Source organism: Propioniciclava sp. (genome assembly GCF_029977985.1).
GTDB lineage: Bacteria > Actinomycetota > Actinomycetes > Propionibacteriales > Propionibacteriaceae > Propioniciclava.
This window is the reverse complement of sequence record NZ_JARKOT010000166.1, coordinates 1-12,740: the sequence shown is the minus strand read 5'-3', so window position 1 is coordinate 12,740 and position 12,740 is coordinate 1. Positions and strand designations below refer to the sequence as shown.

Annotated in this window: 9 protein-coding genes and 2 pseudogenes; 3 read left to right on the top strand and 8 right to left on the bottom strand. The window is 68.4% G+C overall.

What is annotated here, in order from left to right:
* Positions 1–4: 4 nt before the first annotated feature.
* The 6 genes from fabD to Q1K57_RS10205 all read right to left on the bottom strand — a co-directional run bounded on the left by fabD (position 5) and on the right by Q1K57_RS10205 (position 7,094).
* On the bottom strand, positions 5–3,382 hold the full coding sequence (gene fabD / locus Q1K57_RS10230) for an ACP S-malonyltransferase (protein ID WP_300081952.1): 3,378 nt from the start codon (positions 3,380–3,382) through the stop codon (positions 5–7).
* Between the two features lie 5 nt (positions 3,383–3,387).
* Positions 3,388–4,155: an ABC transporter permease gene (locus Q1K57_RS10225; protein ID WP_300081948.1), complete on the bottom strand. Its 768-nt coding sequence runs from the start codon at positions 4,153–4,155 to the stop codon at positions 3,388–3,390.
* On the bottom strand, positions 4,152–4,898 hold the full coding sequence (locus Q1K57_RS10220; protein WP_300081945.1) for an ABC transporter ATP-binding protein: 747 nt from the start codon (positions 4,896–4,898) through the stop codon (positions 4,152–4,154). The genes Q1K57_RS10225 and Q1K57_RS10220 overlap by 4 nt, the downstream gene beginning before the upstream one ends.
* Positions 4,888–6,309, bottom strand: coding sequence for an MFS transporter (locus tag Q1K57_RS10215; RefSeq protein ID WP_300081942.1), 1,422 nt, complete (start codon positions 6,307–6,309; stop codon positions 4,888–4,890). Before Q1K57_RS10215 ends, Q1K57_RS10220 begins: the two co-directional genes overlap by 11 nt.
* Positions 6,306–6,806, bottom strand: a complete 501-nt coding sequence (locus Q1K57_RS10210; RefSeq protein WP_300081939.1) for an acyl-CoA dehydrogenase family protein — start codon at positions 6,804–6,806, stop codon at positions 6,306–6,308. The genes Q1K57_RS10215 and Q1K57_RS10210 overlap by 4 nt, the downstream gene beginning before the upstream one ends.
* A 144-nt stretch (positions 6,807–6,950) precedes the next feature.
* A complete protein-coding gene (locus Q1K57_RS10205; protein WP_300081936.1) occupies positions 6,951–7,094 on the bottom strand; it encodes an IS3 family transposase in 144 nt (47 codons plus the stop codon).
* A 19-nt stretch (positions 7,095–7,113) separates the two neighbouring features.
* Here Q1K57_RS10205 and Q1K57_RS10200 point away from each other — a divergent pair, with 19 nt between their 5' ends.
* On the top strand, positions 7,114–7,971 hold the full coding sequence (locus tag Q1K57_RS10200; RefSeq protein ID WP_366525365.1) for a GNAT family N-acetyltransferase: 858 nt from the start codon (positions 7,114–7,116) through the stop codon (positions 7,969–7,971).
* Between the two features lie 33 nt (positions 7,972–8,004).
* Positions 8,005–8,427: pseudogene (locus Q1K57_RS10195) on the top strand (MFS transporter); the annotation flags it as partial.
* A gap of 216 nt (positions 8,428–8,643) precedes the next feature.
* Here the strand turns inward: Q1K57_RS10195 and Q1K57_RS10190 are convergent.
* Complete coding sequence (locus tag Q1K57_RS10190) at positions 8,644–9,366, bottom strand: formylglycine-generating enzyme family protein (RefSeq protein WP_260062958.1); 723 nt, start codon at positions 9,364–9,366, stop codon at positions 8,644–8,646.
* A 140-nt stretch (positions 9,367–9,506) separates the two neighbouring features.
* Here Q1K57_RS10190 and Q1K57_RS10185 point away from each other — a divergent pair.
* A pseudogene (locus tag Q1K57_RS10185) lies at positions 9,507–10,380 on the top strand (IS5 family transposase).
* Between the two features lie 114 nt (positions 10,381–10,494).
* On the opposite strand, the gene Q1K57_RS10180 reads toward Q1K57_RS10185, so the two are convergent.
* Positions 10,495–11,886, bottom strand: coding sequence for an IS1380 family transposase (locus tag Q1K57_RS10180; RefSeq protein WP_260062985.1), 1,392 nt, complete (start codon positions 11,884–11,886; stop codon positions 10,495–10,497).
* Positions 11,887–12,740: the final 854 nt, after the last annotated feature.

The window sequence follows — 12,740 nt, the reverse complement described above, 5'->3', positions numbered from 1 at the left end:
GCCATCACCGACCCGCCGCGAGCTCGTCGAGTCGGGCCGCGGCCTCTTCCATGAGTGCGGCGGCGATCTCCCCGACGTGCCGGTTGCGCCAGGAGGCGCGCGGGGTGTCCCGTACCCAGGAGTTGAACGCGCCGATTGCGGGCCCGCACTGGATCTGATAGTCGAGCTTGAGGCCGGGGGTTCCGTCCAACGCGGCGCGTTGACTGCGCCCGAAATACGACCGGAACACGAGCGCCATCTTGTGGTGGTCGTCCTGTTCGGCCCGAGCGATCTGCGCCGGGTCGCGGGTCGCGAAGTAGGCGCGGGTGTCCTCCCAGACCTCTTCGAGCGACCGACGGAAGTAGCGCGTCTCCAGGAGGGTGCGCGTGTCCTCGTCGATGTCGGCGAGGGAGTCGTAGCGCCGGTAGAGCTCGTGGAGCTTGCGTGCGCGGGCGGGGAAGAAGATGCCGCGCCGGACGACCTGGACCTGCGAGCCGAGCTCGAACATGTCGCCGGCCGGGGCGTAGTCGGTGTCCTGGATGTCGAGCCCCACGAGGATGTCCTTCGCGGCCTCCGAGATGCCCGACTCGGCAGTGCACAGGTTGATCGAGCCGGTCAGGACGAAGTCGGCACCCATCGCGAAGGCCGCCGCCGCAGCCTCCGGCGCACCGATGCCGCCGGCGAGCCCGACCCGGGTAGCGAGGTGCGCCGCATAGCCGAAGTCCGTCGCGGCCCGCTGCGCTTCGCGCTGCAGAGCGGGGAAGAGGACGAGCGGGTTGCGCCGGTCGGTGTGCCCACCCGAGTCCCCTTCGACGCACAGGTCGTCGGCGACCGGCACGGACCGCAGCAGCTCCGCCTGCTCTGCCGTGAGCAGGCCGTCGCGAACGAGACCGGCGACGATCTCGCTCGGGGCCGACGCAAGGAACTCGCGGGCCACCTCGGGCCGCGACACCTTCGCGAGCAGATGCGTTCGCCGCTCGACGCCGCCGTCGGCAGCGCGCGCCAGGCCTGCGCCCACGTACCGGACGAGCGCCGGCGTCACCCGGACGAACGCGGACGCCTCGACGTGGGTGACGCCCTGCTCCACCAGGAGCGACACCAGCTCCGCCTGCGGCGTGTCGTCGTAGACGTCGTGGACGACATCCACCCCGAAGGGGGCCCGCAGGCCGCCGGCCGCGCGGACCTCTGCGATCGCGGACCGCACTGCCTCCGTGGTGAGACCGCCCGACCCGAGGAACGACAGAACGCCCGCGCGCGCCGCGTCGATGACGAGGGCAGGGGACGCGATCCCGCGGTACATGCCGCCGCAGACGTAGGCGTACGTGAGGCCGTGGGTCCGGCGGAACACCGCGGACCCCAGCCGGGTGCCCGGCGTGTCCCCCGTGTCCGTCGTCTGTGCGGCGCTCGGCTCCCTCGCCGGTTCTTCGGCCGCCGGCCACGGGGTGGGGCGGACCGTCCATGCGGCGGCGATGGACGAGGCGAGCCTGGTGAGGACGACACCGGGACCGAGTTCGCGGACGGTGAGATCGCGGTCGAGGAACCAGCCCACCGTGTCGAGCCAGCGCACGGGGGAGACGAGCTGTCGAGCGAGCAGGTCGCGGGGGTCGCCCGCGTACGGCTGCGCGGTCGCGTTGGCGATGACGGTATGCCGTGGCGTGGCGAACGGTGTGCGGTCGAGCGCGGCGCGGAACTCGTCGGCGACGGCCGCCATATAGCGGGAGTGGAAGGCACCGCTCACCTTGAGCCGGACGAAGCGCACGCCGTCACCGGTGAAGAGGGCTCCACACCGGTCGACGTCCTCGGCCCGCCCGGACAGGACGGTCTGAGTGGGCCCGTTGAGGTTCGCGATGTCGACCGAGTCCTCTCCCGCGCGCTGGAGACGGTCGCGGATCTCGGCTTCTCCCAGCCCCAGGACCGCGCCCATCGCGCCGCCTTCGACGTGGCTCATGAGCCGTCCTCGTTCGGCGACGAGACGCAACGCGTCACCGAAGGTCAGCGCCCCCGCCGCGTAGAGAGCTGTGAACTCGCCGAGGCTGTGTCCCGCGAGCACCAGGTCGGTGGGTTCGCTCTCGTCGGCGAGGAAGGCCTCGTAGGCGAGCACCCCGACGACGAAGAGCGCCGGCTGGGTGAACTGCGTCTGCGACAGGGTGCGGTCGGGGTCCTCCAGACACAGCGTCCGGATCGAGTAGCCCAAAATCTCGTCGGCTTCACGCACCAGGGCCGGGAAGCGGTCGAACAGGTCGGCACCCATGCCGACGTGCTGGGACCCCTGTCCGGGGAAGACGAGGGCGACGCGCGCGGGCGCCGACGGTTCGGCCGCGGACGGCAGGTCGTGCGTCGCAGCGGTGGGTAGCGTCACGGTTTCCCCCAAGGGTCGGGCTTTCACGCCGATCTCGGCGACACGGGCCGAGACCGGTTCCTGCGGACACAGCGGGCCGGTGAGAGCGACGATCCGCCCCGCGAGGCGGCGTCCGAAGTCCATGCGGAGGTAGCCCGACATCGAACCGCTCGGGCTGAGGTCGACGTACCTCGCGCTGCCGTCGGCCTCGATGTGGAAGGCGACGTCCTGCCAGAGGAAGGGTTCGCGCGCCACCCGCCACAGGTGCTCCGCGGTGACATCCGTGATCTGTCGGCCGGTGACGGCCGACACGACGGGAATGTCCGGACGGCGCAGCGGCGTGCGGGCGAGGCTGGTGACGAAGTCGTCGCGGATGACGTCGATGTACGAGGAGTGGAACGGGTAGGGGACGGGGGCGGCCTCGGCGGTGATCCCCTCGCTACGGAGCGCCCGCGCCCGCGCGTCGAGGGCGTCGGGCGGACCGGCGACGACGAAGTGACGCGAGGCGCTGATCCCGGCGAGTTCCAACGGTGCCCAGCGGGCGGGGTCCTCGCTGAAGATCGCATGGTTCTCCAAGACGGCCAGCAGGCCGCCGGCCGGCCGGTGCCGCTCGAGCGAGCGGATCTGCTCGACAAGGGCCCTGAGCAGCCACTCCCGGTCGATGGCGCCGGCGACGCTCAGGGCGACGAGCTCGCCGAGGCTGGAGCCGACCACGACGTCCGGCCGCACCCCCCGGGCCCTGAGGCTGTCGGCGAGCGCGAGCTGGACGATCGCGATGCCGGGGTGCGAGAGGCGCAGGTCCTCCATGGCGAACGGGGCGCCGGGCGGCCGGCTCATGATCTCGTCGAGAACGCCGCCGTGCCCCTGGTCGATGAGGACCCGCTCCATCGCGAGCGCCGACTCGCGGAACACCTCGTCGTGGTCGAAGTGGTAGCGACCCATGCCGCGGTATTGGGTACCTTGCCCGCCGAACACGAACACGAGGGGGTTCGTGCCCCACGGCCGCCTCTCTGCCCCGGTCGTCTCGCCGAGGCGGGGCGTGGCCGCGCGCAGGTCGGTGGTCACAACGATCAGCTCCGTCCGAGTTCCAAGCGGTCCCACGCGCGTACGACCGCCCATACCGACAGCGCACCGACGAGCAGGGGGAGGAGACACTGCACGACGTTGGGGCGCAATGTCGGGGAGAATCCGGCGAGTAGGCCCGGCACCGACCAGGGGAACCACGCCCCGACACCGACCGCCATGAGCAGCTGGACGGCCACGACGAGTCCGAGGAGCACTGCGACGGCGGGGAGGTAGCTGCGCCGGGCGGTTGCCACCCAGGCGACCGGCAAGACGTTGAACCCGGTGAGGACGCTGACGACGAACGGGAGCCACGCACCGGCCAGCGACCCCGTCCCCGGCCGCACCGCGAATCCCACGAGGACCACGAGCACCGCGGCGAAGAGCGACAGCGCGATCACCCAGGCGACGAGTGCGAGTCCCTTGGCCAAGGCGAGCTCGCCGCGCCGGATCGGCAGCCCGAAGAGATTCACGATGGTGTTCTCCTCGAATTCCCGGCCGAAGCTCCAGGCACAGACGAAGCCGATGCCGAGCAGCGCGGCCACGGACAGCACCTGCGCGGCCAGGCCAAGGTAGGCCTCCCAGCCCTCACCGCGGACCAGGACGGAGGCCTTCGCCGCGAAGGCCCCCTCCAGGTCGGCCCGGAGTGCCACGACTCCGGCGGCCGCGAGCAGTGGCGGGAAGATCATCACGATGAGCGACGCGATGCGGACGACGTTGGAGCGGCGCATCTTGTCGAGTTCGAAGCGCAGGGCCACGGGGAAGAGAGAGTTCACGGCTGCGGCTCCCGGTTCTGGCGCTCTTCGTCGACGCGCAGCACCCGCTCGAAGAAGGACTTCTCGAGATCGTGGCCCGTCGGGTCGAGGTCGCCGACGATCTGGCCGCGGTGCAGAAGGGTGACCCGGTCGGCGAGTCGCGCGAGTTCGTCGAGGTGGTGGCTGGAGATGAGCACCGCCCCGCCGGCCTCGGCGATCTCCCGGATGAGGTCTCGCAGGCCGCGAATGGCGATGGGGTCGAGGGAGTTGGTCGGCTCGTCGAGGATAAGGATTTCGGGACCGTGCCCGAGAGCGGCCGCGAGGGCGACCTTCTGCCGAGTCCCGAGCGAGAGCCGCTTCCCCCGGACATCGATCCACGGCGACAGGCCGAGCCGCTCGACGGCGCGCTCGAACACCCCGTTGATCTCGGAGCTCGACAGGCCGTGCAGAGCGAGCATGCTCGTCAGGTGCTCTCGCACGGTGAGCTCCGGGTAGAGCGCCGGGCCCTCGATCATCTGGCCCACCCGGGCCCACGCCCGAGCTGGGAGCCTGTCCACCGGAAGGCCCAGCAGGCGGACCTCGCCGGCGTCGACCCGGAGCATTCCGAGCAGATTGCGCATGAGCGTGGTCTTCCCCGCGCCGTTCATGCCGACGAGCGCGTGGACGGTCCCCGGCTCGACGTGCAGGGTGACCTTCTCGAGGATCGTCTTTCCCCCGAGACGGGTCGTCACCTCCTGCGCATCGATTCCCTTCTCAGCGGCCATCGGCGAACTCCGAGGCTCCGCTACCGGGCTCCCGAGGCACCCGGACGGCGGCGACGACGGCGCCGAGTGACGGCGAACTCTGGACCGCGTCCACCATCTCGGTGGGGAGGCCGTCCAGGTGGAGGTGACCGCGGTACGCGGAGGTGAGGACCGTACCGAACGTCGCGACGCCGAAGGACCCGCCCAGCTGGCGCATGCTCTGGACGACGGCCGAGCCCACGCCGCTGCGTTCGGCATCGAGGGCGCTCATGGCGAGGTCCATGCACGTCGGCAGGGCGCACCCGATGCCGATGCCCATGATCACGTTCCAGGCGATGAAGTGCGCCAGCCCGGAGCCTGTCGTCGTGGTAGCCGCCAGGCCACACGCGATCGCCATGACGACGAAGCCCGTGGCGACGACGAGACGATATCCGCGTGCTCGCACGACCGCCTCGCCGAGCGGGACGGTGAGGACGAGTCCCCCGATCAGCGGCAGCAGCCGCAGCCCGAGCCCGAGGGCGTCCGTGTCCGTTGTGACCTGCGCGTACTGAGGCACGATGTAGATCGTCACCATCATGATGAGCGAGGCGACCGTCGCCATGATGACGCCCCAACGGAACTGCGGCGGGTCGAAGAGGTCGAGCTCGATCAGCGGCGATGGGGCGCGCCGCAGCCGCGCGAAGAGCAGCACGCCGAGGAAGACGCCGACCAGGAGCGGTACGAGAGTCGGCGCGGAGGTCCAGCCGTGGTCGCCACTCTGGATCAAACCGTAGGTCAGGGCGATCAACGAGCCCGCCGCGAGGACCGCGCCGATCAGGTCCACGGAGAGGTGCGGCTGGGCGGCCGTGGCGGGCAGCGTGACGACGAGGCAGGCGAGCGCGACGAGGCACAGGGGGATGTTGACCAGGAAGACGGAGCCCCACCAGAAGTGGTCGACAAGGAAGCCGCCGAGGACAGGGCCGACGGGGATGCCCAGGGCGACCGCCGCGGTCCAGGCCGACACGGCGCGGCTGCGCTCCTCCCCCGAGAAGAGTCTGGCCAGCATCGACATGGAGAGCGGCATGAAGACACCCGCTGCGGCGCCGAGGATCGCGCGGCCGACGATGAGCAGGCCCGTGCTCCCCGACCAGGCGCACAGCGCGGAAGCCGCACCGAAGACGACGGTCGAACCCAGGATGAGGGGACGCGGCCCGAACCGGTCACCCAGTCGCCCAGCGGGCAGCAGCGACGCGGCCATGGTCAGGGAGTAGGCGTTCACGAACCACTGAAGGTCCGACGAGGTGGCACGAAGGTCCACCGCGAGGATCGGCAGTGCCACGTTCAGAACGGTGAGGTCCATCCCGATCGTGACGAGGACCAGCGCCATGGCCAGGAGCGCCGCCCACCGGTGGGGGACGGCCGAGGACTGAAGGGACCGCTGTTCCACCGTCACCGCGCCGCCACCTCGTGCTCGGCACCGACGGTCTCGTCCTGGCTGCCGGACCAACGCCAGAGGGTCGGCGTCGGTCGGCCGAAGGGCGCGACCGCCTCGATGTGGATGATTCCGTCGTCGGCCGTCGGGGTCGGCTCGAGGACGAACCTCGTCCGGTCGTCCGGGTGGAGCTCGTCGGGAGACTCGAAGCCCGCCAGGCGGTAGGCGACCTCCATGACCCGATTTCGCTCCGTACGGACGAAGTCCGCCGCGAGCAGGACGCCCGCCTGGTAGGCCGCATCGCCGAGCCATCGGAGGAGGGTGCCGCCCGCACCGCCGTATTCCGGGGCGATGCCGATGCCGAGCCACCCGTTCTCCGCCATCTCGGCTGCCAACGTCGGACTGTGCACTTCGGCGCCACCATCGGTCAGCTCCAGGCGGTCCGCCACGGAAGTCATCCGGTGCCGACAAAAGTCCGCGACGACCTGGAAGAGGTCGTCCGATTCGTCATAGCTCATGTTGCCACCCGAGGGCCGAGAGAGGCCCGAGGTGACGGGCGCTGTCCCCGCTCATTCAAGCAGCCACACCGGCCACCTGTCAAGGTTCCGGGCCAACCGTTCGCGTTGCGGGACAACAGAATTCACTTGTGTTGCGTGCCGGGTTCAGTAGAGGCTCGGTTCTGACGCCTCGACGGTAGCCGGGGCGGGATTGTGACGGCAGTAGGTGTCCTCGAACTCCACCGGCGGCCTCAGGCCGAGTTCGCCGTGCAGGCGTCGATGGTTGTACCAGTCGATGTACTCGGCCACGGCGAGCTCGAGGTGGTCGATGTTTGTCGAGACGGACCGGTTTGTGGGCTCCTTGGTGCTCTTCGATGTCAGCCCCGAGGCTGCCGAGGTCGGGTTCTGGATTCATCCCGATGCACGCGGAGAGGGACATGCTCGTCGGGGCCTGGAGTTGGCATCGCGCTTCGCACGCAACAGTGGACTGCGAACCTTGACGGCACGCACACTTCCGGAGAACAAGGCCTCCCAGCGGTGCTTGACGAGCGCAGGGTTCCGTGAGGTCGAGCGATCCGTAGGGACGACGCCCGCAGGACAGTACGAGGAGTTGTTGCATTACCGGCGCGATCTCTTGCCCACCGCCCAGTGGCCGTTGGCGACGGAGCGGCTCCGGCTCCGCCTGCATGAGACAGGCGATTTCGGATGGCTTTACGAGCTGTACTCGCGACCCGACGTTGCCCGCTACCTGCTGGACGAGCCATGGACCGCGGAAGTCACCCACGACAAGCTCACCGAACGCCTAGCGAAGACTGACATCGATGGCGAGACTGGCGCGCTTGCGCTGGTCATCGAGCATGACGGCGTCCCGATCGGAGACGTCGCGTTGTGGCTCACCGATCACGAGCACCGTCAAGGCGAGATCGGGTGGGTTCTCGACCCGGCGCAAGGTGGGCAAGGTTTCGCCAGCGAAGCCGTCCGAGCAGTACTCGCCCTCGGGTTTGACCACTACCGGCTCCACCGCATCACCGCGGAGATGGATGCCCGCAACAGCGCCTCGGCAGCACTGGCTCGTCGTGTCGGGCTCCGGCTCGAAGCACATCACGTCCAGGACTGGTTCAGCAAGGGCGAATGGACCGACACCCTCATCTTCGCGCGACTTGCCTCCGAACACATGCCCCAATGATCGGGAGTCTGACTTCATGCTCCCTTCCTTGCAGGTTCACTGCTTTCCCGTGTCGGGCGACGTCGCCTGCTCTGCGCGGGCTGTGTTGTTGCGGGCGGGGGTTATGCACTGGCAACCCTGGCTCTGGAGGCGAACTTATGGATGTTCGCGGTCAGCCTGTTCCTCGCGGGCACAGGAATTGGAGTCCTGATCACAGTGGCTTCCTCCACGATCATTTTCAACGTGTCTGCTGATCGGGCCGGGATGGCCTCCGGCGTCGAGGAAGTGTCATACGAGTTCGGCAGCCTGATCTCCGTCACGTTGCTGGGCAGCATCTACGCGGCGTTCATGGCCCGTGAACCCTCCTGCGGGACTGAGGGGTACCAGGTTTCGCTGGCGCTCACAGCGGCTGCATGCCTTGTCGGGTTCATGGGCATCGTTCTCCTCTTGCGCAGTGATCGAGCCCTGTCGCGCTAAGCACTCGACCTCCACGCGGATGGGTCTTCGGAGGCTCCCATGAGTCGCAACCGCATGGGGTCTCTAAGTCAAGTGGCGGAACCTGACCCTGCTGAGATTGCTGCATCACTACTCAACGACCGGCCGGAAGTGCAATGGACTCTTGTGAAGTTTGCCGATGGGTGGCGTGCTTCTGGTGGGGCTATTTGGCGTTATCTGGGCTGATTGATATGGCCGCTAAATCGGACGCAGGGGAGTCCAACCAACGGGTAGCGCCCCCGTCACCGCCGCCCGATCCTGATCGCGTCGGGCCGACCATCCCTGAACTTCCTCGGTCGTGGTGAGGCCGCCTCGGGCCACGCGTAGCCCGGTGCCCGCCATCACCGCGTCCGGGGCGCTCCCTCGGCGGACCGACGCGCGCACGTTCCACGGCTCGGCGGCCCAGTCGCCGCCTCGGAACACCCGGTAGTCGCCATAGCGTGCTGTGTCGAGATAGTCCCAGCACCACTCCCACACGTTACCGAGCATGTCGTGGAGGCCGAAAGCATTGGGGCGCTTCAAGGCGACGCGTTGCGCCGAACCGGTAGCGTCCAGGGCGGTCCATGCGATTTCCTCGAGTGGACCATAGTGTGGTCCGCTGGTCCCGGCGCGACACCCGTATTCCCACTCGGCCTCCGTCGGCAGGCGGTAGCCATCGGACGTGACATCCCATCGCACCCCTTCGTCGGCGATTTCATAGGCGGGCGGCAGCCCGTTCTGCTCGGAGACTAAGTTGCAGATTCGCACGGCCTCGAACCAGGTGACCCCACTGAGTGGCAGGTCGGTCGATCCCTCGGTAACGCTCGTGCGACTGAGTGCGAAGGCCTCCACCCGCACGGTGCGCCGCTCGGACCGGCGCGCGTCGTGCAGCGTCACCTCACCGGCAGGCAGAGAGATGAGAGTGCCCAGACCCAAACGCATACAGTCACCATAGACGAGGCTGCGCGTACCGACTGGCCACCCGCACGAAAGCGCCCGTCGGAGCTAGGGCGTGTCTCCCTTATCGGTGATGAGGCTCGCGGCAGGCTGGTCGGGTGAGATCAACGGGATCGCGGTATCGGGTGTTCACGGACGAGCAGTGGCAGCGGATCGAGCCGTTGTTGCCCGCGAATCAGGGCCGGCGCGGGCACCCGTTCGGGGAGCACCGGCGGGTGGTCGAGGGCATCGCCTACCGGTACCGGACCGGGATCCCGTGGCGGGACCTGCCCCGGGAGCAGTTCGGGCCGTGGCAGACGGTGTGGAAACGCCACCGCCGCTACGCCGCGGACGGCACCTGGGACCGAGTCCTGACCCAGGTGCTGGCCGAGGCCGATGCGGCCGGGATGATCGACTGGGCCGTCTCGGTCGATGCCACCATCGCCCGAGCCCATCAGCACGCCACGAACACGACCCGCCCGGACCAGGACACAGGGGGCCGGGGCGAATCAGAAGAAACTGCCGCTGACCGAGGTTGAACCGCCTGGTCACGGCATCGGACGCTCCCGCGGTGGACTGACCACCAAGATCCACCACGCCGTCGATAGCCGGGGCCGGCCGCTGGCCACGATCGTCACCGGTGGCCAGCGCAACGACGGGGCCGTGCTGGCACAAGTACTGGCCGAGATCCACGTCCCCCGGCCCGGCCCCGGGGCGGCGCGGACCCGACCGGAGGCGGTGATCGCGGACCGGGCCTACGCCACCGGGGTGATCCGCACCGAACTGCGTCGGCGCCGGATCCGGGCGGTCATCCCGGACAAGAAGGACCAGATCGCCGCCCGCCAACGGCGGGGCAGTCGCGGCGGGCGACCCCCGGCCTTTGACGGGCAGGCCTACCGCGGGAGCAACGTCGTGGAACGGTACTTCGCCCTGGCCAAGCAATGGCGCGGCTTGGCTACTCGCTACGACAAGCTCGCCATCACTTACCCTCAATCCACCGAGCTGGTTCGGCAGTGGTGAGGGATTCTTCTTGGGTTGGGATTGATGGTTCCAGGCAGGACTGAGGGGCGGGCCTCGCTGCCCGGCGTGTTCCACTGGGGTTCCTCGTCTCGCGCCGGTGTCCGGCTTCGGTGGTCAGGTCATCGTGGTCGTCGGCGGCCCGTGGGCGTGGTTGAACAGCGCGGTCCACTGCTGTTGCCAGGGCCAGGATCGCGGTAGGTGCAGGGTGAGCCGGCGGGCTGAAGAGGCGATCCGGGCTGGGATGCTGACGATCTTGCGGCGGATCGTCGCCGTGGTGGCCTTGGCCAGCCCGGTACCGGTGATGGTCGCGGCAGCCCGGGTGAGGTTGAAGGCCAGCACGGCCAGCACCAGCCAGGCGGCGTTGGCGGTGAAGACCCCGGAGGGCAGGTGTGCCAGGGCGCTGTTCTTCAGGTCCGCGTTGACCTGCTCGATCACCGCATGCCCCCGGTGGGTCTTGTCCGCGGTGACGGTATCCAGGGTGCTGGTGGTGAAGAAGGCGTGGAACCGGTGCAGATCGAACAACCCCGGCTGATCCAGGTCCTTCTTGTTCAGTTCGGGGATCCGGCGCACCACCAACCGACCGGGAACCCGTTCGGACTTCTTCCGGGAGGTGAACGCGGTGAAGGGCACTTCGGCGACCTCTGCCTTGGAGATCCACCGGTCGGTGGTCTCGTCGTAGATCGCCTCCGGGTACTCGATCCCCGTCCAGGCGTTCTCGTCGATGCTGGCGACGGCCTTCTTCACGGCCGGGTCCATCCGGGCGGTAATGGACACATCAGCTCCGGCCCTGATCGCCGTAGCGATGGTGGCGTGGCCGTAGAACGCGGAGTCCGCGCGCACCAGCACCGGCGCCTGATCCATCCCGTGCAGCCGTCTGAGGGTGGCCAGGGCATCGCGGATCAGTCGCTTGGCCCCGCGTGGAGAACCGGTGGCGCCGCGGCGGAGCCGCTGGCCCAAGATCACCGGTGCTGAGGTGTTCGTGCTGGCGGTGGCCAGGATCGCGTTCAGCCCGCGCACCCCGGAGTATCCGTACCCGGAGCCCTGCTTGGCGTGTCCGTGGACCTTGATGATCGTGTCATCGACATCCAGGAACGTGTAGTCCTTCCCGCCAGGGATCAGCAGCGGGGCCTGCACGGCCAGTCCTTGCAGCAGCCGGGAGGCGACCGCGTCCAATTGGCGGACGTGACCAAAGGTGAAGGCGCGCAGGAACGAGCCCAGCGTCGAGGGGGCGTAGATCCGGTTGAACAGCTTGCCCATCGCGCCGTGGCGCAGCACGGCCAGGTCATCGATCGAGTCCGCTCCGGCGACCATGCCAGCCACCAACGAAGACACCTTGGCTCCGGCGTTGGCACCTTTGTCCGTCGGTACGCTCAACCACTGCTGGGACAGCGCAGCAAGGCCGGCGTTCTGGGCCAGTCGCATGATCGGGACCAGCCCGGCCGTCGACACAAGATTCGGATCATCGAACGACGCTGACACCGCGGCCGGGGTGTGGGAAACTTGCATCGACGGGATGCCCTCTCATCACGGTGGAACAGAACTCTAGACAAGTCCTATTCTCCCTGATCAGACGGGCATTCCGTTCTTAAAACGCCGAGCGAATCTCACCCCGCATCGGTGGATTGAGGCTAAGAGCGCCGTGGCGTAGTCCTCGAAAGCATCACCGGAAGCGATGCACCGCTGGTCATGTTTTGCTCGATACCAGCTCTTCCATGCGGAGTCGATCATGGGCCGCACCCCCTTCCCGTAGGTGATCTGCGCGTTCGACAGAACGGTGTCGCCCTATGAAGGTTGCGCCACCTTGTCAACCAAGTCTAGCTGTCCACCCTCTGCCATCGTCTTCCCCGTCGGTACGTGTTGCCGCTCGTCAAGGGCATCCCCAAGGCGAGCCGACAGAGATCTGAGGTCACAGAGAGTTGGGCTCAGAGTTGAAGCGGACGCTCCATGCGCCGTTCAGGCCCCGTCTGGGGGTTCTCGACACGGGTGCGAGGCAACATCCTTAACGCTGTTTCGGCCCGGGCACGGTCGATCCTCTGCGCCGTGTCTTCGGGCTGGGCGCCGAGCGGGGTGGGGTCGGTGATCTGGTAACGGTCTCGGTAGGCGGCGACGACCAGGGAGCGGCGTCGCCACTGTCGCCGCTCCCGCCCACTGGTGGGTGTCGGTGTCGCGCGTCAGACTTAGTGGCAGGGCCGTTATGTAGGTCCTGAACGAGAGTCAGACATGGGTAGACCACCCTCGATTCCGGCGGAGAAGAAGACCCGGATAGTGCTGAGCGTGCTGGCCGGCGGGTCAAGTCCCCTGAAGTGGTGTAACGGTCTGATCCTTCGTGGGGGGTCAGGCGCTGAGGCCGAGGTTGAGTT